Genomic DNA, 25,513 nt, shown 5'->3' on the forward strand with positions numbered 1-25,513 from the left:
TCTTTATTTCAGTTTTTCTTTTACGAAAGGATGAAAGAATTCTGGCATGATGGAGATTTTATCCTTTAATATATTTGTGCGAATTCCATTCCATTCAGGGTGCGCCGAAACAAGAGTATCCGCATTGTTGAAAAGTCCATTTAGGAATTCAGAAACTTTTGAAGTTGGTAAATCTTTTCTTGCAAGTAAAACAGTTTGCACTTGAAGAGTATCAACTTTTTCTTTTTGCCAACTGTAAGTATTTGCTGGAATTGTTGTTCTCTGGTATACTTTGTTATCTGATTTGATTTTATCTAAGATAGAATCTTCAAGGCTTAAGATTTTAACTTTATCCGCACTGTCAGCTGGTAGTGCGGAAAGAAGTTTTACAGGAATTCCGGATACTACAAACATCGCATCGATTTCTTTTTTTATTAGTAGGGGAAGTGCTTCTTCCGGGCTTAATTCTTTAACTTCTATTTCATTAAAATCAATTCCACTTAAACGTAATACAGAAATGGAAGTTGCCTTGATTCCTGATTCCGAATGACCGATTGCAACTTTTTTTCCTTTAAGGTCTGTAATATTTTTAATAGAAGGATTTACAAGCAGATGAATTTCGTCCTGTAAAACAGGGAGTAAAATCGTTGTTTGCTTTGCCACTTCAGGATTTCCAAGCTTTGCACTATAATACATATCTATTTGAGATAGGCAAAATTCTGCTTTTTTATCTAGTAGCATATTGATATTATCCAGACTTCCGTTTGAGTTGATTACTTTTACATCCAGTGATTTATTTTCTTCTAGTGATTTTGCAAGTGCATCGTAGGTTCCGCCAGGAAAGCCACCTGCAAAAGTAGTTTCAGTTTTACCTTTGCATTGCAAAACAATTGAGATTAGGATTATAATAAACGCGCTTTTTATTTTCATAGAATTTTTATACCTTTTGATTTTATTTTTCACCATAGTTAGTAATCGCATTTAGTTTACAATTAAAACAATCAAAACTTATTGAATCGAAATTGTAATACTTACGTAATTTGATTGATAGAAAAATCTGAAGTAAATTAGAATCTAAACCCGATCAAAGTTCTAAGAGTCTATTTGGAAAATCTTTTTTTAATTGTTTCAAAATCAATTTCTAAAAGCTCAAAATGCTTTCGCAAACACTAACAGAGAGGTTCGGGTGCGGAAATAAAAAAAGAGAAGACTGAAAAATCAATCTTCTCTTTCTAATTTTGCTTCTTTTGTAATTAGTTTTTAGTTTCTAGTTACGGAAGCTGGAGAAATATTGGTAACGTTAAATGAGCTAGATACGTCACCATCAGTTTTAGTTAGCTTAACGTAGGTATAATAAGAGTAACCTTCCGTCAATTTATAGACTCGGTAGTTTCCTGCCTTATCTACTACTTCAATTAAGCCAACCTTCCACAAACCACCTTCTTGACTAGTTGCTGCTGGAAAAGTGGTAGTGCCTTCATACTTACTAGTTGATGTATTTAATACCATGGTGACTGTTTTAGTCTGACCCAAAGAATTATCTAATAGCTTTAAGGGGCTATAGAGTGTTACATTCACAGCTTTAACTCCAGAAGGAGTTGCACTGTTCAAGCTTGTTGTTGAAGTTGTGCCTGACGTCGTTGTAGTTCCACTTGTAGCTGTTGTGCCAGTCGTAGAAGTCGTTCCAGTAGTAGATGTTGTGCCCGTTGTGGATGTTGTGCTCGCAGAAGTCGTGTTTTGATCTGCCGTAGTCGTTTCACTAGCAGTATCTGCTACATCAGTTGTAATTGTAAATGAGTCATCAAAATTCACATCTGTCTTGTCTATGCTGATAGATTTTAACTCAGGTGCATAAAAATCTGCAGTTGCAGTTGATGATGCATTGATGATCGTAAAACTTTTATTAAGCGTAGCCTTATCAGTCCACAGCGAATTACCAGCCTTATCCGTTACCCATATGCCGCCTAACTTCCAAAGTCCATCAGCAGAAGTGCTTCCTTCCGCAAAAGAACGAATAGTTGCAGAACCTTTAAACGTTCCGTTCGTAGCGGTTCCCTCCGTTAATTCAAGTCTTACATAGATTGCATTTCCCAAGTAGTTACTACCTGTTTGCCACCAAGAGTAACTTTGGAGTCTTGCATCCATATAGGAAATTCCACTTGCGATTCCAGATCCACCAGCATCGGTAGCTCCGGTAACAGTTACAGTGATTACTGCTTCCTTCACAGAAGAAGTTGAAGTGCTGATATCAATGCTTGTCGTGATTGGATTTTGTGCTGCGCCACCTGTGATTTGAGAGGAGAGTGCCACAGTTCCTAGCACTGGTGCTGCTGTATCAGGGCTTGATCCTGTAACTTCAAAAGTTGGAATTGCAATTTTACTGTCAATCTTTTGACCACATCCGTTGAAGGAATAGTTTTTCTCAGATTTAGTCTTATCAAAAATATATTGTCTTTCATTGCCTGCAACGTCTCTCGCTGCAATGATACCAACATTCCAGGTTCCATTGTCTACGAAGTTAGTAAGAGTCGCTTCCCCTTCATACAACCCAGAAGTAGAATTAAGTGTAAGAGTGGCATATGCTGCGTAACCACCACCAGAGATTCTCTTTGGGCTAAAGAGTCTAGCTGTCACTGATTTGATTCCGCTTGCTTTTTTTGCAGTTGCAGTTCCCTCGTTGCCTTCTGTCAATTTTGCTTTTACTTTAACTTTACCGGAACCAGACGAGAGATCAACTTTATCTGATTCTAGTTCTACAGAAGTCAATTCCGGTGGAGCAGTATCACCTTTTGGATTGAAACCGCACACAAAGGAAATAGAGGAACTTGGAGTTACACCGCTTAAAGCTCCGCTTACTTTTATAACGGCTACTTTTACTTTTCCATCTTCACAGGTTACTGTGGCTTTACCTTCTTTGCTTAGCCCAATATCTCCATTTTCAATTTTGATTTTACAAGCCTGACTTTTATTATCAATTCCAGTGATAATTGCCTGATAATCGCCAACAGTTAAAACAAAATCAACATTTCCTTTGTCGTCTGTCTGCGCTGATGTTTCGAAAACTGGACTCGTGTCTACAGTTGTTGTAGTTGTAGAGCCTGTTGTAGTCGTGGGAGTGGTCGTTGTTGTTGACGTAGTGGTCGATGTAGTTGCCCTTATGCTTGCAGAGGTTGTCGAAGTTGTAGCTTTCGAGAAATAGATCATTGAATTGGCCATTGCCGCCCCGCCATTTGAAATGTTCGCAGACACTTGATAGGTCTTTGGCTGAATAAGAAGAAGAAGTGTCGCTTCATCTTTATTTGAGTTTTTTTTGACACCAACGCACTGCGCTAATAAGAATACAATGAGCGATGGGAGTATAATTTTCTTCATATTATTTCCTCTTTTTGAAATTAGATTCGACCAACTTTTATTGGTTCGTGTTATATGACAAATGAAGTGACCTTGTTTTTCATAAAGTTTCTTTGCAAAAAACAATGCTTTCCTATGCCACAGCTTTAGCTACTAGCCGTTCTTTTTTTTTGTCAACCAAAAATTGAATAAGATTCCGATTGATTTTTATTTGGATTTCAATTAGTTCCTATGATGATTCTAATGGTCATAATGGATAGAATGATGACAAGGAAGCTAACCCTTGGAGAATAGGACTGACTGCACGACCTGTTCTAGTAAAGTTCACGGCACGTTTAAATGCATTCAGCGAGAGACAATGGAAAGTGTTGACCGTGAAAAGATCAATATTCATTTTAAGAAAAAAGAAATTATATTTCATGAAAATGAGAAAATAAGAGGCTTTTACTGCATTAAAAGTGGTCTTGCGCGAATCTATAAAACTACAAACACCGGCAAAGAGCAGACTTTTCAAATCGCCAGTCGTGGAAAATGGTTGGGGTTTCGCGATGTTATCTCCGGTTTGGAATACAACCATACTGCCGTTTGCCTCGAAGATTCAGAACTTTGCTATATTTCAGAGGAGACTACCAAGAGATTAATTAAATCAGATGGTATGTTTCAAATTGAAGTATTAAAATACCTAGCGGAAGAATGGAAGGGAATCGAAAACCATGTGCATTCTATGGGAACTAAGCAAGTTCATAGTAGACTCGCTGAATTATTGATTCTATTTCACAATGCGTCAGACAAAGACGCGGAAGTTAGTATCAACGTTACGCGCGAGGTAATGGCTAGTTGTATTGGAACTACCAAGGAAACAATCATTCGTTCTTTGTCTGATTTTAAGGATAGAAATTGGATTAAAGTAGAAAAAAATAATATCAAGATTGTAAATCCAAAGGCCTTGTATACGCTTGCAGAGGCAAACGAAGAGTAATCGTTCAAAGCATTATAAAACTCGCAAACAGAGAATAGAGTTCTTGCATTCGATTGCCAATATTTCTCTGAGAGAGAGTTTTTTTACGCAATGAATCCAATCATTAAAATCTCTGATGGCATAGGTGAGATTTTTCCATTGCATTTTCAAGTATAGCAGCTACTTCTGTGTAACCTGAATTTCTTGCCAATTGAAGAGCGTTGTATTCTGCCTCATCTTCTAGATATAGACTTGCTCCATTTTCAATCAGTAATCTTACTGCTTCCATCTTTCCTAAGGCGGCAACACAATGAAGGGGTGTATTCCCAAAAATATTTCTAATATTTACATTAGCACCTTTGTCTATAAGCATTTTTGCAATATCTACATTACAGTAATTTACTGCATAATGCAGAGGAGTGTAGCCAAAATTACTTTCTGAATTTATATTAGCTCCATTGTCGATCAGGATTCTTACAATCTCTTTATTGCATTGACTTGCAGCATAATGAAGTGCGGTATATCCTAAATTGCTGCTACTATTCAGTTCAGCACCGCTTTCAATCAAAGAAGCGACTAATTCTGTTTGTCCTTTATTGGAAGCGATATGCAGAGGAGTTTCTCCTTCCTCATTCTTTCCATGAACATTCAGAATACTTGCAAAACCAATTTTATCTAAGACTCTTTCTTTTGTCAATGTTTCATATTTCATTTATTTATCCAATCCTTTGTTAATTTCTTTTTGAGGTTTACTGAAAGGTTGTTCGTTTAACAACTCGTATCTGAACCAATAACAATATGTAACAAACAGAAATTTGAAAAGTCAATTCTCTTTTTGTGAGTATACAGTGATTTGCCGGTGATTTTAGTCACTCGTTCGGCAGAGAGGATAATATATATTTGCCTTGATTTAATCTTAAAAGATTCGTATTCTCATTTGAGATAGAGATTATCATTGATTTCTTTCACTTTAGAATGCATTTTCACAAAGAATTACCTCCTATTTGGAAGCAATGTGCTGAAAAAAATGCATTATCGAGAAAAGATTGTAAAAAAATCCCCTACGACGCCAGTCAGAAATTTTACCCCCGCTCATGCCGACCATGCTATGTTTAAAAAATCTATTAAGCAAAATCCACCTTTACAAAGTCTATCCTTCTTTCTTTATAGTTTTTAGCTTAGATGCCTTCCTTATTTTTCAAATGTATTTCATTTTCTTAAATTGGGTAGTGATTTCTGCCGACAGCGAATAGAATACTTAGTTTTTAATCTCGCTAATCGCCAAAATTACAGGAAAAGTCTATCAAAAAAAACATTTTTGTATTTTTTAAATGTCGAAATTGTGGACAAGAATAGGCATTTTTATGATTGTTATTTCATAACGAATTTATGCAAATTTAAATAAAGAGAGAGAACCAAATGGACAGTAAACATATTTCCTTTGAAAATCCATTGTCAAAATTAAATGAACCGGAAGTCGTAGCGACGAAGACGGGTATTTATGAAGAAGCCGTTAAAATGGGCGAAGAACTTATTAGAAAGCCTTTAGCTGGTGGAGGAACAGATCGAATTCTAGTTCAACATTCCAAAGATAGAATGACAGTTTGGGAGAGGATCAAAGTTCTAACCGACAAAGAGCCCAATATTTTTTACCAAAACTGGGGAGCGAATCTAGATGGCGCTTCTTTGGTCACTGGAATACTAAACATCGACGGAAGAGATGTCGCTATCTATGGACATGACTTTACCCTTCGTGCTGGATCGATGGATGCAACTAATGGTAGTAAATTAGCGCGCCTCATCTATATGGCTGGCGAACATGGCATACCACTCATTGGTATGAATGATTCCGCTGGTGCTTTTGTTCCTGCTGGAGTGGGTGGTCTGGATGGATATAGCGAGGCTTTCACTGCTCTTCGCAAAATTTCAGGAAAAGTTCCAAGTGTTATGCTCATGTTTGGGTTTAACGCAGGGGGTGGTTCTTATTTACCCCGTCAGGGATCTTTCATGATTCAATGTGATCAAACCTTCTTTGGTCTAACTGGTCCTGGTGTGGTTAAATCTGTATTAGGCGAAGATATATCAGCTGACGATTTAGGTGGACCGAAAGTTCACGGACAAAGTGGGGTAGTTGATTTAGTTACTCCGGATGAATACGGATCTTTAAAAACTGCTCTTCGTCTTCTTTCTTATCTACCGGATAACAACGGAGTAAACGCTCCTTTCTTTCCAACTTCAGATCCAATTGATCGTTTTACTTACGAAGAAGATATTCTTTTCAAAAAGACATTTAACTCCCCAACAGGAATGAATACTCCGTTTGACATTACCCTCTACCTACAACAGATTTGTGATCATGGTGCTTATTTCGAAGTGCAACCACAAAGAGCGCGTAATATCATTACTGCATTCGGTCGGATTGGCGGACACGTAGTAGCATTTCTTGCAAATAACTCTGCTGTAAGTTCAGGACAAATTGATATTGGAGCTGCTAAAAAGGGAGCTCGCTTTGTTCGTTTTGCAAACCTTTACAATATCCCAATGATTTTCTTGGAAGATACAACGGGTTTCTTACCCGGTCGTGAACAAGAAGCAGGCGGTATTGTGTTAGAAGGTCGTAAGCTTTTGGATTCTATCATTGATCTTCGCACACCACGGATTACACTTATTATCCGTAACGCGTTTGGTGGTGCCTATGCAACATTCAACTCTTATTTCACAGGGGCTGATGTGGTGTATACGCTTCCGACAGCTAGAATTGCCGTTATGGGTCCTGCTGGAAAGGATTACGTATTTAAAGATGAAATAGGAAAGATTAACAAGACCTATGCGGAGTCTATTAAAAAAGGTGCCTCTGAGGCAGAAGCAAAGCATACAAGAGATGCAGAGCTTGCAAAGCTTTCTCATCTTTATGAACAACAATTGATGAATCCAAAGGAAGCACTATCTCTTGGTTCTGTTTCTAGTGTAGTGATTCCAGGAACAAGTAGAAAGGTGTTAGGAAATACTTTAAATTATTTAATGAGTCGATATAAAGCGACACCAATGAGTGGTGTGCAAAGGGAGTTTGAATAATGTTTGATATCCAAGGAAATAAAATTAAATTTCACGAATCTTCTTCCGAGTGGATTCGTTCGTTTGATCTCACAAGTATAAAATGTCTGATCGTTTGTCGTGGTCCGGTTCGTAAAGAAGCAATGGACGTATTTGATGAAATTGGAGTTAAGGAATATGGAATTTTGCTCTCGGAAAAAGATAGCGTTGTCTATCCGATGGCATTTGCCCCTGAGCTTAGAAACTTCCGATTTATCAATAATATACATCGTATTACTGATTATATGGGCTCTGGAAAGGAAGAAAAAGATAGAATTATAAAACAAATCATCGATATCGCTGTTAAAAATGGTTATACTCATATCTTTGCTGGTTATGGTTTTATGGCAGAAGATGCTGAGTTTATCGAAGCGATTGAAACATCCGGTGTTCGTTTTATGGGACCTGCTTCTAGTGTTGCAAAGCAAGCAGGAGCCAAGGATGCGGCAAAGATAATCGCGCGTAAACTCGGAGTATCCGTTACGCCGGGGATTGATAATATCACAGCGCTTACATTAGTTCGTAAAGCAGGCGGCAAAGATGGATTAGCCAAAATTGCAAAAGAAAGCAATCTAAACTTTTCTTACGACAACAATCTATCTGAATCAGAAAATGCTGATAAGCTTTTACAACTTTCCTATGAATCTCATATTGATATTATTACAATCGAAGATTTGCAAAAAGAAGCTGAAATTGAATCAGAGGAAATATGGAAAAAATTTCCTAAGAATCGAATTCGATTCAAATACATCGGTGGCGGTGGCGGAAAAGGACAAAGAATTATTAGCAATAAATCCGAAGCCAAAGCTGCTGTTATGGAAATTTTGGCTGAATCGAAAGTAACAGGCGTTGGTTCTAACAGAAACTTCCTAATCGAATTAAACATCGAAAACACTCGCCACAATGAAATTCAGCTCATTGGTAACGGAGAATGGTCATTAGCCCTTGGTGGACGTGATTGCTCTTTACAAATGCACGAACAAAAACTACTCGAAATTTCTAACACAAGAGAAATGCTAGAACAAGAAATTGCTGCCTCTAAAGATCCAAAGAGAGCCGAAACTCTCAAGGGAGATTTGAAAGTTCTTACAGAAATGGAAGAGCAGTCAGAAAGATTTGGAATGGCTGTAAAATTAGATAGCGTTTCTACCTTTGAATCGATCGTTGAAGGAACCAATCACTTCTTCATGGAAATGAATACTCGTATCCAAGTAGAGCATCGTGTGACTGAGATGGCTTACAAATTAAAGTTTGTAAATCCTTCTAATGCCAACGATTTCTTTATCGTGGAAAGTTTGATAGAGGCTATGGCGATGTTATCCGTTCATGGAAAACGTGTTCCAAAGCCAACGAGAATTTTACGCAATGTATCCGGCGCAGAAGTTCGTATCAACGCGACTAACCAAGCTCTACAACCACACGCGGGTGGACTGATCCAAAACTGGACAAAGGTGAGCGAATTTGAAATTAGAGATGACCAAGGGATTGGAATTCGTAATCCTGATACAGGATCTTTCATCCACTATCGTCTCGCAGGAGCATATGATTCTAATATTGCCCTTCTTGTTAGTTATGGAAATAGTAGAACAGAAAATCTGGAAAGACTTAAACATATTATCAAGATTGCAGAAATGCGCGGAAGCGATTTGCAAACCAATATGCCAGTTCACTACGGACTCATCAATTGGATACTCGGTCATGATGTAATGTTTAAGCCAAACACAAAATTCATGTTATCCTACCTCGCAGGTGTTGGTTCTCTAGCATCTTTCCTACGAGATATTGATATGGATATTCTCTGGCCTGAAGTAGTGAAGCGCACAACAAAAGAAGATCCTGCTTTAGGAAAGGCATTGTCAAGGAAGGTAACACTGATTACCCGCCCGATAAAACTTTTATTTGCTAGTCCGCATTTACTTGCTGGTTGCATTGGATACAATCGACATAGGTCTTGGAAGATCGTTGACGGCAAAGCAGAGTTTACTCGTAATCCGCTTGAAATTCTAAAAGAGTTATACGAATACCTCGATTTAGAGAGAGCAGAAGGAAAAGTTCCATGCGAAGAAATTTGGGATCATGATGAAGCAATCATCGAAGAAGGCTTGGCTTTCTACGCTGACTTAAAGAGAATTTCTGGAAAGAATGAACCTTTTGCGTATTTTGATGATGCTCTTCGCAACAACAAGAATCCAGCTCCAGATAAAATTCCTGCTGATGTTTGGGAAAAGTGTATGGGTTCTCATGCCGGTTTCCAAGTTGGTCTTGATCTTATTAAGATAATTCCAACGATTGGAAAGGCTTCTGGATTTTTTGATATCAGAATGAACGAAACGTTAGACGCTGTAGTTCCTGAACAATTTACTGATCCAGCGAATGTAACTAAGCTCATAAAATTCCTAGCACCTCCTCCAAAAGCGAAGTCAGATGAGATCATAGCTCCGATGGGTGGAATGTTCTATTCTAGAGAAGCTCCGAATTTACCTCCAATGATTAAAGTGGGAGATAGGTTTAGTGTTGGTCAACCATTGTTTATCGTTGAAGTTATGAAGATGTTTAACAAGATCGTTGCCCCATTTAGTGGAACGATTGTGAAAGGCTTCATGGAAGATACAGATGGAAAAATTATTTCAAAAGGTCAACCTATTTTCAAAGTTCAACCGGATGAAGTAATCATAGAAGAAACAGAAGAAGAAATTTACAACAGAAAGAAAAAAGCTACACTCGCGCTTCTTGCGTAGTGTAACGGAGATAAACGTCGTCGTGACGTTGTCATCGTAGAGACGTAGCGCGCTACGTCTCTACGATGATGTCACAACACGCCGCGCTTTCATTATAGAGAGCCCCTAGCAGTAGGGTCGCATATATGCGACCCTACTGCTAGGGGCTCTCTTTTCAATTGACTAACATATAGGAAAACAAAAAACATGAAACATCTATTAACCGCTCTATTATTCACAATCGCCTACACAGGATTAACCGCACAAGAAGTAAAAAAAGATTATCTTTCTTACAATTGGGCACGCTATTCTATAAATAAGTTTTGGTCTACTCGAAGTGAACAACAGGGAGCTGTAACGGCTAACGCGAATAAGTTCAACATGGAGGGCTTTAAACTCTACAAAGCTAAAAAAGATACGGAAGCGATTAAGCAATACGAATTGGCTATTGAAGCCTTACCTAGCGGAGAGATATATTATAATTATGCGAATAGTCTATCCAATGTCAAAAGATATGAGGATGCAATTAAAGCCTATGAAATTGCACTTAAGCTTGATCCTCCTCGTCCAGAGCTTGCTCTTTACAATATTGCTTGCGCTTATAGCCTTATGAATAAGCCGGATAATGCCTATAAGTTTCTAGCAAGTGCAGTAGAGAGAGGGTATAACGCATTTGAATATATCAAAAAAGATTCCGACATGGCAAACTTACGTAAGCAACCAGATTGGGAAACAAAAATCAAATCAATCAAAGCAAAGGCAAATTACGACGAATCTGCACTGAATGGAAAGATTACGGAAGAAGGACCGAGACAGCCAGAATATTTTTACCTCTGTAAATCCGGTGTCGCGCTCACTGTCGGTGGATATCAAATTGATTGTGCGGGAAAAGGATTTGATCGGGGCAAATGGAAATTAGTCAACGGTGATCTAAAAATCGATTTTACGGAAGACTGCTCACCAGAATATGTAGCCACAGCCGCCGAATCGAAAAAAGCAGAGTCAGAGCCAGCCTTTGAAGGTCAATGCCCTGTGGGCAAACCAAAGTTTGTCGCTTGTAAGAAGGTTAATTCGAAAGAATATTATTCCAATAGAAATTTTGCAAGAGAAGAAGTTAGAGCAATGCTTGTTCCTACAAGTGGTGGTGAGTATCCTTCTATGACCTTTGAAAAATTCAAAAATGGCAAAGAGCCAAAACAATGCGATCCAAATTTTAAAGTGCAAGCTTTGAAGGATTATGTAGTAGAGTAATTATTCTTTGCCACAGAGTCACAGAGACACGGAGAATTTTTCATTGTCTTTTCCGAATTATTGCGGTGATTCTGTGGCAATGCTGTTGCACATTACTAATAAGGCTTAGACCGATTTCTTCAATATAATTCTGTTCCTAAAGCCTCTGACACATACTGCCTATTTTCCGCTGATACAGTTAAACCAAGTCTTGCTACGAAAGTTTTTTCAAATTGTTTTTTTATTCATTCGACTCATCCTATCCGTGAACTTCAAATCAAAACTGGAAGCGCTTTTGGTTTCATGGTATGAATGTTTTTTAGTCCCTAAAAAGAAATAATAACAAGAAATGAGCACTAATAATTGTGAGTATTGAGAATTTCTTTTCCTTGCAATTTAAAATATTAATTATTTAAGTATAACGGAAAGATAAAAAAGGTAGGGAATTCCAATGAGCCATTCGCAACAGCTTGATATTAAAATGGTCGAGTCAATTCTTCAATCCAGTTCGATTGAAAATCTTGACATGAAAGAAATTTCAAATCTCTTCCTTGCAGAGAAATCCATTTCCAACTACAGACCGGAATCTATATTTCAAATTGATCCCAGAAACGGAGAATTGATAGTCTACAATTCTTCCCGAGCGACACGTCCAAGTTCTGGTCTCGAAGAAAAATTAGAAATACAAAAAGAAACAGAGCATTGCCATATTTGCTCCGGGAATACTACAGGGATAATGGACATTACCCACATGAGTGAAGGTTTTAGCTTTATTAATAAAAATATGTTTCCTATTTTTTTCCCTTACGAAACCGATTCACAAAATAACTTTGGGACAGTGTCTTTCGGGCTTCATTTTTTACAATGGACTTCTTCTTTTCACAATCGGGATTGGCATAATATTAGTTTGAAAGATGCAAGTATAGTGTTGTCAAGATTAGCCGCTTTAGAAAAAAAACTTCTTTTAGAATCAGGGAATATTATGCCTGAGTCAGTTTCTTCTTCAATCGATAAACAGACTTTTGGATATGTTTCCATTATAAAGAATTATGGTAAGGCTGCCGGCGGATCTTTAGCTCATGGACATCAGCAGATTGTTTCATCCAATATAATGCCGAAGCAGTTTTTTAATAACTGGATTTTCCAGGAAAGACATGGCTCTCCCTTTTCAAAATTTTTATTACAAGAAAATCCAGAAGAACTTGTTGTTAAGGATTACGGCAAGGCTGTGTTAGTCGTTCCGTATTTTATGCGACGTCCCTTTGATATGTTTCTAATTTTAAGAGATACATCTAAGAGATTTTTGCATGAATTAGACAAAGAAGAAGTTGAAATTGTCGCAAACGCATGGCAAGAGGCTACTCGTATTATACTTCTCATTTTAAAGAATCTTAAAAAAGAGGAAGCTTACAACATTGCAGTAAATAATGGTCCCGGTGCTGGTCTTTACATTGAATTTTTACCATTTACTCAATTGATAGGGGGTTATGAAAAAATTGGCCTTTGGGTTTGTCAGGAAAGTCCATTTAAAGCAGCTGAGACTCTTCGCAGTTTTATAGCTGACCTAGAGCCTCTTTGAGTCTTAAGGTAAAATACTATTATCCCTTTAAATAATCATCCACAAGTTCTTTCCATGTTTTCTTTAAGAGAGGATTTCCTTTTAGGGCAGTCTGGATTTTATTTAAATCGAGAACTGAATAAAGTGGTCTCTTTGCAGGAGTTGGATAAGCACTCGATGGAATAGGCTTTACCTTACACTTTGTATCTTTTAAAACATAAGCAGCAAGATCATACCAGGAGCAGTAGTCGGCTGGTCCAAGATGATAAATTCCGCTAAGATTTTTTTCTAAAGAGGCTACAATGAGTTGCGACAAATATGGAGTAGACGTTGGTCTACCGATTTGGTCACTTACAACATTTAATTCTGATTTTTCTGCGGAAAGTTTAAGCATGGTGTCTACAAAATTTTTCCCGCTCTTTCCAATCAACCACTGAACTCTTAGAATTAGATAATCCAATCCTTCCGTTGAAAGAATATTTTGTTCTCCTTTTAATTTGCCTTCACCATATTTATTTATAGGAGCTGGATTCCAGTCCTCAGGAATTGGCTCTTTAAAATCTCCAGAGAAAATATAGTCGGTCGAGAAATGAACAAGTTTGATTTTATTATTGGCAGATGCTTCCGATAGATATTTAAGCGCTGTTCCATTTATTTCATAGGAAATTTTCTCGGTTTCGCATTTATCTACTGCAGTGTATGCTGCACAGTTGATTAAAACATCGGGTTTCAGAGCTGCCAACTTTCCATGAACAGCTTTTTCATTGCAAATGTCTAGCTCATCTAAATCAATAGAAGTAATCTTACAATTTTCCTTTTCCAATTCTTTTTTTAAATCAGTGGCTAACATACCGTTGCCGCCTGTGATTAAAATATGTTGCTCTTTTAAATCCATAGATTACCTGCTTTGTATTGATTGAAACTTATAAATTGTTTGGGAAAATGAAAAACGTAATTTATCTTTGGAAGTTTGGCAATGCCTTCAATTGCATCGAGGTTCAAGCTTCCGTAAATATGCGGAAACATAGAGCTTTGCTTCAATGGAGAATTTTCTTTTCCACTCAATGGAATCGTTGATTCGAATATTACTCTTGCCATTAGTTTTTTAAGACGAATTTTTAAGACCAAAACATTCTTCTCCTTTGAAAAAAAATCGTTTGCAATTAAAATTGTTAAATCTTCCCCATTGGTGCAGTGAATAAATCCCTCTTGCAAAAAAAATAGTGGAGTATACATATTATCCCGTGTCTGATTCAGAAATTCCGACTCTAATACAAGATGATAAATGAAATCAGGATTATTTTGCTCTTGTTCTTTCATTTTTTTAAGCAATCTAGAACTTGCAAAACGATCTCTTTTGAAACATTTGCATTTACACTGATGCGAAGTCTAGATTCTTTCACAGTAGGAGGGCGGATAGCTCTAATGTCAAATCCTTTCTCTTGTAAAAAACTAGCAGTTTGCATTGCCAAAGCCTCTTCGTATAGAACGACGGGAACGATTTGAGACTCAGAGGAAAGTGTTTCTATCCCAATTCCTTTTAGTCCATTTCGTAGAAGGTTCGCATTTTCTAAAATACTAGCTCGCTCTATTTCCATTTCGATCGCTAGATCAATCGAAGTATCAAGGGCATAGGCGATGGCAGGAATTGGTGCAGTAGAAAAAATAAAAGTTCTCATTGTATTGATTAGGTATTCTTTATAAAGGTGAGAAGTTGCGATGAAGGAACCTTCTAAACCGAGAGATTTTCCGCCGGTATAAACTCTAAAGTCAATGTCGGATAATTCATATTTGCCGTTTAGCGGTTGGCAAGCCATTCCAGCTCCTTCTTTTCCAAATACACCTAGCGCATGAGCTTCGTCTAATATCAGACAGGCATTGAATTCTTTTTTTAATCGAATTAATTCTGTAACGTCAGCCAAATCTCCATCCATACTAAATACTGTCTCTGAAACAATTATCTTCCGTGAGTTTGTATCTGATTTTTCCAAAAGTTCTCGGAGATGATTCATGTCTTTATGACGAAAGTATTTTTTCACAGCACCAGAAATTCTAATTCCATCCAGAATGGAAGCATGATTGAGTCTATCTGTAAAAATTATTGTACGTGGATCGGAAAGCGTATCAAGTAATCCAAGATTAGCCGCAAAACCATTCGAGAGAAATAGTGAAGTCTCGGATCCAACCCAAGCGGCAAACTTTGATTCAACCCTTTCAAAAATATCTCTGTGCCCACGAATAAGTCTAGAGGCTCCTGAACCAGCTCCATAGATTTCAATTCCTGCGATGAGAGCGTTTTTGACTTTTGAATTTTGAGAGAGACAGAGATAATCATTCGAAGACAAATCTATTCCGTTCGGAAGTCTGAGACTTCGAAATCTGTTCTTAGAGAGAATCAAATCCAATTCTTTTTTTATAAAATCCGGGAAAGAGTTCATGCATTTATAGCTTATCTATCCATTATTTTTTACATGATAGAAAATTCTACTAGGTTTTTGAAGGTTGAACGTTGTTGATTAGAATTGAAAGCGTAATCCAAGTTCAAGTTGAGAAGAATGATTTAATTGATTTGGCGTAAAATAGCTATTAGCCGTTGTGACCGGAGAAATCTTAGTGTAGAAGCGAATGGTCGTTGAGTTCGCGGAAAGATCTGTCGAAGTTTTCCAGAGAAGTGCATCGAAAATATTTAGAGTATACATTGCCGCAAGAAAAATGGAAGCTTGATAAGTTTCTGTTGCCGTTCCCTGTGCTCTATGGAATTGATTTTCACTGGCTATATAACCATAGATTAACCCAAAGTCTTGTCCCTCAACTACTTGATAGAGTAAGCCGCGAAGAACGAGTTGGTTGTATTTTTGTTTTTCTGAATGAAATGTGTCGAGGCTTGCTTTGTATTGGGCTGCTCCTAGTATAATTCCTACATTAAAGAAAAGGGCTGAAAAATAATGCTCTTTGTTGACTTGTCCCCAGCCAGGAAGAATGGCTGACTTTGCGGCTTGCTTCCAATAGGGGTAATTAGAAGTCCTTGCAGTGGGAGTTACAGGTATATCAGGAGTAACCTCAGGGTTCGAAGGAGTTACGATTGGAATAGATTCGTTTTTTAATTCAAAGAAATTATTTAGAACTAGAATTTTCTTTCTTGGATTTTCAAGCGTTAAATCATAATTACCCACTCTCGTTTTATCATTGTCAATGATTACTTCAAAGATTCCTTTCTTAAGCTTTACACTAATAAAGGTCACAGTTTCAGTCTCATTCTTTAGAATAAGACGTGTATCCTTATAAAAATTCTTTCCTTCGATCAGTATTTTAGTTTGCGGTTCTACCTTGCTTCCAATATTATTTCTATCACTCGTAACTTCTGGTGAGAGGGATTTGGAGATAATAAAGGGAAACCACTCGGAATAGGAAGAAATTTTTCCAAACTTATTATAAGTTCCTACACGATGAGAATACTTTCCAGGATCTAGATTTAATTTGCGAGAAGTCTCCTTTGTATCTATTTCATCTATAATTTCATCTGAGTCATTTTTTATTTGTAGCTGGTAACTACTTGCGTTTGGAATTGGCTCCCAGATGATTACAGGATTTTCTTGGTCAACTGACTCTTGTGAAAGTAGTGACATAGAAAAGAGAAACAGTAGGAGTAGGGGATAGATTTTATTCCACATACATTTTCTTCGGAGTTTTAATTTCCGGACTACCGGGCTTTGAAGAAAGATAAATTTTAAAAGGAATGCTAATTTTTTTGCTTTTGTGAATTTCTCCTTCACTTTCGGAAGATTCCTGTAGCGTCCAAATGAAATTACCCTCATCTAATTTACTTAGGTCTTTTAAAAGGTAGGATGAATTCTTTGTCTTCGCTTTTACGATAAGTGTTCTATTGCCAGAATTTGTGCGATATAATTCAAAGATATAACGATTTGTTTTGTCATTCTTTTCCCATTTGAATTTCAATGCATCTAGAGGTGTCATATCGACGCTTTCATTCTTCGATGGAAAAATCGGTGTTAGCTCTTGCTCGGCTTCGATTTGAAGAGAGTAGGTAGCACTCTTTGAAAGCACTGCATCGTCTTGTCCCAAAGAAGAGACTCGCCAGTAAAATTTTCCTTCCCTGGGAAGTGAGTAAGTTTGTGAAAACTCTTCTGTTTTAATGCTTTGCATTTTCTCACTAAAATCAGCTTTACTCGAAACTTCAAATAAGAAAGAAGATTTATACGAAGGTCTTTTCCATCGAAATGAAATGGGATTCTCTTTCATATCTAAATTTGCATTATTAGATGGGGCTAATAACTCTAAGACTTGATTTTCTAATATAGAAAATTTCCTCGATTCAGACACTGGCGTTTTTATGCCACCAGAGCTAATGCCGATTACCCTCCAGAAGTAATTACCCAGTTCTAGCTTTTTAGTCATTTGGAATTGGTTTGAGTCCATTGTTTCTTCTGAAACCATTTTTGAAAAATTAGAACTTGATGCAATTTGAAAAAGGTATTTGCTTATATCGGGAGAGTCCTTAGCTTGAAAGTAAATTCCGGACTTAGTTAAAGCAACACTATTAAATTCCTGTCCATTCAAAGGTGTGATTAATTGAGGTGGCTCTAACTCTATTTTCTTTTCAATCGAAAAAGAAATTGATTTCGAAGTCTCCTGTTTGAATTCTTCTCGCTCAGGCTCAGTAACAAGTCTCGCGTAGTATTTGCCAGCCTCGAGTCCATCTACTCCAATAGAAGTTTGCTTTGTATTTAGAGATTTTATAGTCTGGGAAAAATTACTTGTATTGCTTATTTCTAATTTGTAATTTCGGGCAGTTTCTAATTTTTTCCAGGAGAAAGAAATAATTGGAGCAGTAGTAGTGAATTTGAAAGTTTGCTTATTTTCTGGAGAGAGAATTACCGGGGGCGAAACGCTGTAAACCGTTAATTTACGAAAGGAACTGAATTCTCGATTGGACTTTTTCTTTGCTTTACCTTTTTCAGAAGAGATTCTCCAGTAATAATTTCCCTGCGGTAGATTGGCAGTAAAAGCATCATTATCTACTTTGAAAATTTTATATATACTTTGGAAGCGAGAGTCAAAAGCAAGTTCTAGATTTAAGTTGTTAGCATTGTTTGTTGTCCATGAAAAATTTACAGGAATCAAATCGGATTTATCTGAAACAATACTTTGGTCGGGTGGACTTTGCAGAGTAAGGTTTACTTCAGCAATTTCAATTTCCGCTTTGTTTAATTTTGCGGATTCATTTTCTTTTAATTCTTTTTCTTGTTTGCCATTTTTAAGTTTGGCTGTTCCTTTATTTACTTGAAAGGATAATTCCTCTTTGCCTTTCTTTTCAAGAGTTAGCTCGGAGTTTTTAACTTCTACCGTGGTCTGCCCTGATTTGATTTTAACAACCGTAGGATTTCCACCTTCTTCTTTTTTGGCAAGAGACATGGAACCATACGCGAAGTTTAAGTTGATATCTCCTTCGGATATATCTAAATAAATCATGCTGTTCTCGTTGATATTAATTTTGGTTTTATCTTTTAAAGTAAGAACGGCGTCAGAAAAATCTCCCGAACGAATTGTATCTTTATTTCGAATGATTAAACCTGAATCAATTTTTTCCCATATTACATCGGAGTCATACTTTCTCTCTATGGTTTGGTGTTTGAAAGTTAAAACTCCAATGACTTCATTGTCATTCCCACTTGCTCCCGCATTGATATTTTTATATAGAAAAAACGAGGTGATAAAAATAATAAAGAGCAAAATAAGGATTATCCAGTAAGATCTATCGTTTTTCTTTTTCATAATTATTTATGCGTTCTTGTATAGACGCCGTCCCATGTTCTATCTGGAGGATTCGCTTTATAGAACTCACATCGTTCGATGAGTTGCTTACAAGCCTTATCCTTGACACCTTTTACATTTTCTGACTTTCCTAGAAGTAAAATGGAATTAGCCCAATCGGCTTTCAGATAACGCCGAAAAGCCTCTTCATAAAGTTCAGTTGCTTCTTTGATATTGTCAGCTACATCTGATTTTGTCGAGATTAATTCATAGAGTTTTACAGGCTCGTTTTTTCCTTTTACTCGCACCAAATCCAATTCCCTGGTAAACATCTCAGAATCAATTTGCGTTTTTACAGATTCTGATATTAAGATATTTACACCGTAGTCTTTAGCCGCTGCTTCGAGTCTCGCCGCCAAATTGACAGTATCCCCCATCATAGTATAAGAGCCCATTGCATCGGTTCCCATGAAGCCAACTTTTGCAAGTCCAGTATTGAGTCCGATACGTATATCCATTTCTTGTGCTTCCTTGTTGTATAAATCCTTCCTGACCCAATATTCCCGCAAGTCCGCTAATTTCCTTATCATTTCGAGAGAAGCACGCGATGCTTTAAGATAATGCTCGTTAACCGCAACTGGTGCTCCAAAGATTCCTACGATTGCATCCCCGATGTATTTATCTAATACCCCGTTGTGCGCTTTTAAAATCAAAGTCATGGCGGAGAGATATTCGTTCAGTAGTCCTGCCAATTCTATAGAGGTGAGTTGCTCGCTAATGGTAGAAAATCCTGCAACGTCTGAGAAGAAAGCTGTGATTGTTTTTTCATCACCCCGCTTTAGAGCAGCTAAGTCTCGCATACCTTCCGAAACCACAACCGGGTCAATCATACTTCCTAACATACTTTTTACTTTTTCTCTTTCTTCCAACCCCTTTGCCATTGTCTTAAAGTAATCGGTGAGTATTCCCACTTCATCGTTTGTAGTGCGGCTAATGTCTAATTGAAATATACCCTTTGAAATCTTAATTGTCTCGTCTAAGAGTTTTAGAACTGGATTCGAAATTGTTTTTGCAAACAAGAATACAATGATAAGAGATATGCAAAGAGAAATTATCATGATATAGATATTTCTTTCTTGAATTTGATAGACTGCTTTGAATGCGATTCCTTCTTCAACTACTGAAATAATTCCAGCGTTAGCGAAGCCTAGTTTTTTAAAGGAGCCAAGGTATTTTTTTTTGTCACTGTCTTCGAATGATTCCAAACCGTTATTTGCCTGACTTGTAAGCATGGACCGAACAATTGGAGTTGTCATCAAATTCTTTGCGGCTAATACCAAACTCATATCGGAGTGAGCGAGAACTATTCCTTCTTCATTTACCATATAGGTAGAATTGATTCCCGTTTTTTTAAAGGCATCAAGTATTTTTTCTAATTTTAAAAGGATTACTAGCACATACTCAGATTTTTCCCCTTCTTCGATGGGAATACTAATACAAATCGTTGCTTCCTGCGATCCAGGGCTAGTATTAAGAATGCGAGGAACACCATCGAAAGATTTTAGGAAATAAGATAGATTTCTATTTACCGGACTAACGATATCATCCTCAGAAAGAGAAACTTTTTTTAAATATTCTTGATTGAAGACACTGTCTACTGTCTCCATCGAGCCTTCCGTTTTCCGATACACTCCGAGATAGATAAAACTATTGTCGTTTTTAAAATATTGATCGATGAAAAATTTCTTTTGTGCTTTGCTTTTGAATTCCTGTTTTAAAGTGAGGGCAAGAATTTTTGCTTTGTTAATTTCCGCTACTAAATCTGTGACTACCTTTGAATTTACGATTCGAACTAATTCTAAGTTATTTTCTTGAATTCTTTTTTTATTATCATCTTTAAAGAAATAAGTGGCAAGCGCAATGATTACAGAAACGGTAGTCGCAATTACAAGAGAAATAACAAGCATCATCTTTAACTGGAGAGAGTATTTAGCTTTTGCATTTGGCTTATCGCGATTAGCCTCATCTTGCACAGGATTAGAGCTTTCGGAAGAAACAGATTTTGTTTTTAAAGCTTCCATTTTTGAAAGCACGCCTTCTTTTACTACTTGCACTTTTGCAAGAGTAGCATTCTTAAATGTTTCTGCTTTTAAATCGACTGGCTTGGATTTATCCTCAATTTCGCTAGGTGTATCTGACTCTGATTCTTTTTGTAATGAATCAGTAGTTGTTTCTTCTAGAGGTATGGGTAATGCATGTTTAATTTCAGTTATGCTTGTGTTTGCATCTAAAATTGGAATGGCATCCATTGTTTCTTGTGCAACAAACTTGATTCGATTTTGCTCTTCTTTCCTTTTTTCCATAATTACCGATTACTTTAATTTTGGGCGCAAATATAGCAAACGAATCTAAACCTGTCAAGAAATTTTCTTTTCCTTGTGTAATCTAATTGAAACTAATATAAAAATGTTTCCAGTCTTAAAGATTTACGCAGATTTAACGAGAAATATATTGAAAAAGTGTTGAATTTTGAAAATAAGTATCAAAGGTAATTGTTTAGTAAGATGCTAAGGAATATGCTAAAAATATCGATGATATTTATATTTGTGAAACAGTATCAGAGGAGGTTTTGATGAAAAGATTACTTTTTTTGTTTATTATACTTGTTAGTTTTATGGAGAACGCGTGTAAACCGACTCTTTCTCGCTCTTACATTTCTTTTTTTGTATTGCTCACAAAAAACAATGTTAATAATGCTTTAGCTTCAACATCTACTTCCTCAACTACGACAACCGTGCCACCAACAGGTACTCTTACTTACCCGAATTCCAATTACATTTTTTATTTAAATAAGGGCATAATAGTAATTAACCCAATTACGACAGGAGCGATTACTTCCTATTCAATTAACCCAATTCTTCCGGCAGGATTGATTTTCGATTCGATCACAGGACAAATTTCAGGAACACCTACAGTTCTATCTTCAATTATTTCTTATACGGTTACTGGAAATTTTGCTAGCGGCATAACAACATTTACCTTTAGTATTAGCATAGTTGATATTCCTCCTACTTCTCTTACGTATACAGGAAGTCCTTATAGCTTTCCTGATTTTATTCCAATTGCAACAATAATACCAACCATTTCAGGGAATCTTACATCTTGTATTTCGAATCCTACTTTGCCAACAGGGCTTTCTATCAATAACTTGTGCGAGATTTCTGGGACTCCAACCGTCGCACAGGTAAGCGCTTCCTATACAATCATTGCGACTAACGGTGGTGGAAGCACTTCGGCAACAATATCGATTTCTGTTACAACAGTGAACCGCAAAATCTATGTAACTAGTGCCGGATATTCACCTGGCGTTCAATTTACTTCTCCAGCTACAGCGGATACTCTTTGTAATTCGGATGCTGGAAAGCCAGCAGGTGGAGGAACTTATAAAGCAATGATTTCAGGACCTACACGGATTGCCTGCCTTTTACCAAATTGTCCGGGTGGTGGATCAGAACATACAAGCTGGGTGTTTCTGCCAAATACATCTTATTTTCAAACCGACGGAGTGACTTTGATAGGAACTACCAATGCGAATGCACTCTTACCATCTACGTTTGTAAATCAAGCTACAGCCCATTCTAAGTATTGGACTGGGTTAAATAATGATTGGACTAACGCGGCTATGAATTGTGCAGGCTGGTCAAATACAGGAAGTAGCACTTGTGGAGGGCAAAATCCAAATAATAATGTAAGTAACTTTACTGATATTTGGGGTGTAGTTGCATGCGCTGCGGCACAACAACTTCTTTGTGTGCAGCAGTAAATCAGGATTAGACGCTTTAAACTTTACCGTTAGGCGTAATGATAAAGCGAATTGGATTTCCTTTTCTATGATGTAAGTCTTCAATGCAGTTATTTACATCTTCTAAGGGATGATGAGATGTAATGGAAGTGGATAAGTCCAATTTTCCGCTCAAATAGAGATCGATCAATTCAGGAATAGTACGCGAATCACAACCGAGAGATCCTGTTATGGAAATTTGTTTATTGATTAACATAAATGGAAATCCAACTTTGAAAGCGTGTTTACTAATTCCTGCCATGACCATTCTTCCACCGGAATTCATTGCTCGAATAGAGTCTTCAAAATTCGAATAATGACCTGAAAAATCAAGCATCAAATCTACTCCACCGGTTAATTCCTGTAAGGTTTTACCTGAATTTTTAACGGTTCGAAGATCAACTGCTTCATCTGCTTTGTATCGCCCTGCGTTGTCGAGGGCACCTCTGTCAATATCGAGTGCAATTACTTTACTTGCCCCAAGGGCACGCGCGAGGATAACAGCATGTATCCCGAGACCACCACAACCGTAGACTGCAACTACATCTCCCTGCTGAATTTTCCCTACGAATTTCAGCGCATGATAAGGAGTTGATACTGCATCGGCGAGGATTGCTCCTTGATCGAAGGGGATTTGGTCGGGGAGAATCGTGAGATGCCGCTCATCGATATGCACTTGCTCTGCAAAGGCTCCGTTCATCGCATAGCCCAGAACCTCAACAGACGCGCAAAGGTTGTGGCGACCGTTTAGGCAATGCTGACATTTGCCGCAACCCAGACCTGAGGCTAATACGACTCTGTCTCCCTTTTTAAACTTCGTAACCTTTTCTCCAACTTCGCGCACTACACCAGCGGCTTCATGACCTAGAATAGTAGGGTAGTGCTTCAATCGAACTTGCTTGTGGATTGTCATATGAATGTCAGAGCCACAGACCCCACAACACTTAATGTCTACTTTTACATCGTTTGGTTTTAAATCGGGAAGAGTTACGTCTTCGATTTTTAAATGTGACTCATTTTGATACAATATGCCTGCTTTCATTGGTTACTCCCTATTATTCTCGATTCTTTATTTTAAATTTTTTAATCTTTCATCATCCGGTCGCGCTTTTAAGCAGGCATCTAAAATTGCTGTTGCTCTTTTTGTTTTACCAGCCGCACGGTATGATTTAATTAAAGCTATTAAGTTGGGGATATTATTTGACTCTCTTAATCGAATTCTTTCCCCTAGATCAATCGCTTTCTTGAAGTTTCCCTTTTCATAATACACAAGGGAAAGGTCATAGATAAAGTTTGTCAAATGCGGATAATGATTAATTACCTCTTCTCCAATCTCAATACAGTCATTCAATCGATTTTTCTCTTTATGATCTTCGAACAAATTAAGCTTGGTTTCCAATTTTTCATGGTCTGCATTCATTCCTAGAAAACGAATTTTCATCAATGAAAGGTCATCCATTAAATTCCCTGTTTTTAAGAGGATTTGGTAAGCTTTATTTATATCTCCTTCTGCGCTTTCGATGTAAGATAAAAATAATTTCTCATCATCGTTGATAACATGATTATTATGAGAATCAGTCCCTAGAATAATATCATCTCTCCCATCAGATCCCAAAAAAATAATATCATTTGTTTTTAGGGAAAAAATCTGAACTGAAATATTACCCTGCTGAATCGGTGATCCAAGCTTTCTATAAAGAATTCGATTTTCTATAAAACTAACAACTCCATCTCTATACAAAACAATGTCGGGATGTTCCGAATTGATAAAATACATAGTGCCAGTTTGTTCATCAATTAATCCGAAGACAGCTGACATCAGCATTGAACCATCAAAACTTTCAAATGCTTTGTGCATTTCTATAAATGCATTTTTTAACCATCTCTCTGGATATACATTTCGAGCAATCGGCATCGAGATACTTCTCTGTAGAATTGATTTGAATATTGTGCCGAGTACGAGTACGCCGCCGGCTCCTTGAATTGATTTTCCCATCGCATCTCCATTTAGAAATACAATATAATTCTTTCCTTCTAGCTTAATATTGTCAGAAATATTTATATCTCCTCCTAGTTCATGCTCTTTGTTGCGAAATTGAAATGTCTTCTTTTGTTTTACAAGAGATTCTATCTTGACAGTTTCGCTTGATGATTGGTTTTTCGCTAGAGGTTCAATCAAAAGTTTATTTAAAAAATAATCACCATCCTGATGTTCCTTCAACTTTTTAACTTGTTTAAGAGTTTCATTCAATTCTTGTGTTCTTTCTATTACTTTATCTTCCAATTCTAGAAGCATTTTTTTTAAATCTACTTGCATACTCTTTAACAATCGCACAACAAAATTATAACAAAAAATCATAGTAAATAAAAATAGTATTTTTTTGATTTCAACATTTAAATCAATTGTATTCCTATCTGTAATCATAATTTTATTGTCTAAAAGATAAGGTGAACCCCATTTAATAGCTAACGGAATACTTATACCATAAACAATAGAGCTAAGTCCCCCGATTATCGTAACAAATTTTGCACTATATAAAAAGCCGGAATAGATTGCTAAAAATATATAAATACAATAGAAGATACCTTCATAAACAGGTCGACTCGAATCATTGGGTGCATTGGTAATTATCCCTAGGTAATAAAATACAGTGATAATTATGAGGTCTAAGTAAATGACGTTGTATACCCATTGTTTAGGGATTTCGTTACGTTTTTTGAGACTGAAAACTAAGAAAAGATTAAAAGAAAAATAGAGGGCTGTTCCGATTAGATAGAAAATGGTATCCGGCTTACCAAAGGTAGCCAGAGATGCTAGTAAAAAAACTAGAGACAATCCGTATCGAATCTTAATTATGTATTGAATACCTCTTTTTAGATATTCTCTATCAAATTGTTCTAAAACTGCATTTTTGGATTCCATACTTTACCTCTAATTAATCTTTATAGGAATTGAATAGACTTGCTCAATTATGCTTTCGAAACTATGCCAACATGAGTTTCCGTCAAGATGT

17 protein-coding genes are annotated in these 25,513 nt (G+C 36.9%); 6 read left to right on the forward strand and 11 right to left on the reverse strand.

The window, feature by feature from the left end:
• Window positions 1–3: 3 nt before the first annotated feature.
• Complete coding sequence (locus tag IPH52_23075) at window positions 4–909, reverse strand: TAXI family TRAP transporter solute-binding subunit (GenBank protein MBK7057881.1); 906 nt, start codon at window positions 907–909, stop codon at window positions 4–6.
• A 330-nt stretch (window positions 910–1,239) separates the two neighbouring features.
• Window positions 1,240–3,351, reverse strand: a complete 2,112-nt coding sequence (locus IPH52_23080; protein ID MBK7057882.1) for a hypothetical protein — start codon at window positions 3,349–3,351, stop codon at window positions 1,240–1,242.
• Between the two features lie 262 nt (window positions 3,352–3,613).
• Here IPH52_23080 and IPH52_23085 point away from each other — a divergent pair, with 262 nt between their 5' ends.
• Window positions 3,614–4,309, forward strand: a complete 696-nt coding sequence (locus IPH52_23085; GenBank protein MBK7057883.1) for a Crp/Fnr family transcriptional regulator — start codon at window positions 3,614–3,616, stop codon at window positions 4,307–4,309.
• 103 nt (window positions 4,310–4,412) lie between these two features.
• Here IPH52_23085 and IPH52_23090 read toward each other — a convergent pair whose 3' ends face one another.
• Window positions 4,413–5,000 (reverse strand): ankyrin repeat domain-containing protein, encoded by a 588-nt coding sequence (locus tag IPH52_23090; GenBank protein ID MBK7057884.1) that lies wholly within the window; start codon window positions 4,998–5,000, stop codon window positions 4,413–4,415.
• A gap of 707 nt (window positions 5,001–5,707) precedes the next feature.
• Between IPH52_23090 and IPH52_23095 the strand changes: the two genes are divergently transcribed.
• The 4 genes from IPH52_23095 to IPH52_23110 all read left to right on the forward strand — a co-directional run bounded on the left by IPH52_23095 (window position 5,708) and on the right by IPH52_23110 (window position 12,907).
• Window positions 5,708–7,363 (forward strand): acetyl-CoA carboxylase carboxyltransferase subunit, encoded by a 1,656-nt coding sequence (locus IPH52_23095; protein MBK7057885.1) that lies wholly within the window; start codon window positions 5,708–5,710, stop codon window positions 7,361–7,363.
• A complete protein-coding gene (locus tag IPH52_23100; GenBank protein ID MBK7057886.1) occupies window positions 7,363–10,119 on the forward strand; it encodes a biotin carboxylase in 2,757 nt (918 codons plus the stop codon). Before IPH52_23095 ends, IPH52_23100 begins: the two co-directional genes overlap by 1 nt.
• 186 nt (window positions 10,120–10,305) lie before the next feature.
• The gene (locus IPH52_23105; protein MBK7057887.1) at window positions 10,306–11,349 is read left to right on the forward strand and encodes a tetratricopeptide repeat protein; all 1,044 of its coding nucleotides are present in this window, start codon (window positions 10,306–10,308) and stop codon (window positions 11,347–11,349) included.
• A 430-nt stretch (window positions 11,350–11,779) separates the two neighbouring features.
• Window positions 11,780–12,907 carry a hypothetical protein gene (locus IPH52_23110; GenBank protein ID MBK7057888.1) on the forward strand — a complete coding sequence of 376 codons (1,128 nt, stop codon included), beginning with the start codon at window positions 11,780–11,782 and terminating at the stop codon, window positions 12,905–12,907.
• Window positions 12,908–12,926: 19 nt separating this feature from the next.
• Here IPH52_23110 and rfbD read toward each other — a convergent pair whose 3' ends face one another.
• From rfbD to IPH52_23140, 6 genes are all read right to left on the reverse strand, one after another.
• The gene (gene rfbD, locus IPH52_23115) at window positions 12,927–13,781 is read right to left on the reverse strand and encodes a dTDP-4-dehydrorhamnose reductase (protein ID MBK7057889.1); all 855 of its coding nucleotides are present in this window, start codon (window positions 13,779–13,781) and stop codon (window positions 12,927–12,929) included.
• A complete protein-coding gene (locus IPH52_23120) occupies window positions 13,772–14,206 on the reverse strand; it encodes a DUF952 domain-containing protein (protein MBK7057890.1) in 435 nt (144 codons plus the stop codon). Before IPH52_23120 ends, rfbD begins: the two co-directional genes overlap by 10 nt.
• Entirely contained in the window at window positions 14,203–15,324 is a 1,122-nt protein-coding gene (locus IPH52_23125) for an 8-amino-7-oxononanoate synthase (GenBank protein MBK7057891.1), read from the reverse strand. The genes IPH52_23120 and IPH52_23125 overlap by 4 nt, the downstream gene beginning before the upstream one ends.
• 78 nt (window positions 15,325–15,402) lie before the next feature.
• A complete protein-coding gene (locus IPH52_23130; protein ID MBK7057892.1) occupies window positions 15,403–16,557 on the reverse strand; it encodes a hypothetical protein in 1,155 nt (384 codons plus the stop codon).
• Window positions 16,547–18,679, reverse strand: coding sequence for a FecR domain-containing protein (locus tag IPH52_23135; GenBank protein ID MBK7057893.1), 2,133 nt, complete (start codon window positions 18,677–18,679; stop codon window positions 16,547–16,549). Before IPH52_23135 ends, IPH52_23130 begins: the two co-directional genes overlap by 11 nt.
• Window positions 18,680–18,681: 2 nt before the next feature.
• A complete protein-coding gene (locus IPH52_23140) occupies window positions 18,682–21,021 on the reverse strand; it encodes an adenylate/guanylate cyclase domain-containing protein (protein ID MBK7057894.1) in 2,340 nt (779 codons plus the stop codon).
• 269 nt (window positions 21,022–21,290) lie between these two features.
• Here IPH52_23140 and IPH52_23145 point away from each other — a divergent pair, with 269 nt between their 5' ends.
• Entirely contained in the window at window positions 21,291–22,481 is a 1,191-nt protein-coding gene (locus IPH52_23145; GenBank protein ID MBK7057895.1) for a DUF1554 domain-containing protein, read from the forward strand.
• Between the two features lie 16 nt (window positions 22,482–22,497).
• Here IPH52_23145 and IPH52_23150 read toward each other — a convergent pair whose 3' ends face one another.
• Both IPH52_23150 and IPH52_23155 read right to left on the reverse strand, forming a co-directional pair.
• Window positions 22,498–23,541, reverse strand: a complete 1,044-nt coding sequence (locus tag IPH52_23150; GenBank protein ID MBK7057896.1) for a zinc-binding dehydrogenase — start codon at window positions 23,539–23,541, stop codon at window positions 22,498–22,500.
• A gap of 27 nt (window positions 23,542–23,568) precedes the next feature.
• Window positions 23,569–25,422: a SpoIIE family protein phosphatase gene (locus IPH52_23155; protein MBK7057897.1), complete on the reverse strand. Its 1,854-nt coding sequence runs from the start codon at window positions 25,420–25,422 to the stop codon at window positions 23,569–23,571.
• Between the last annotated feature and the right edge of the window lie 91 nt (window positions 25,423–25,513).

This window comes from Leptospiraceae bacterium (genome assembly GCA_016708435.1).
GTDB lineage: Bacteria > Spirochaetota > Leptospiria > Leptospirales > Leptospiraceae > UBA2033.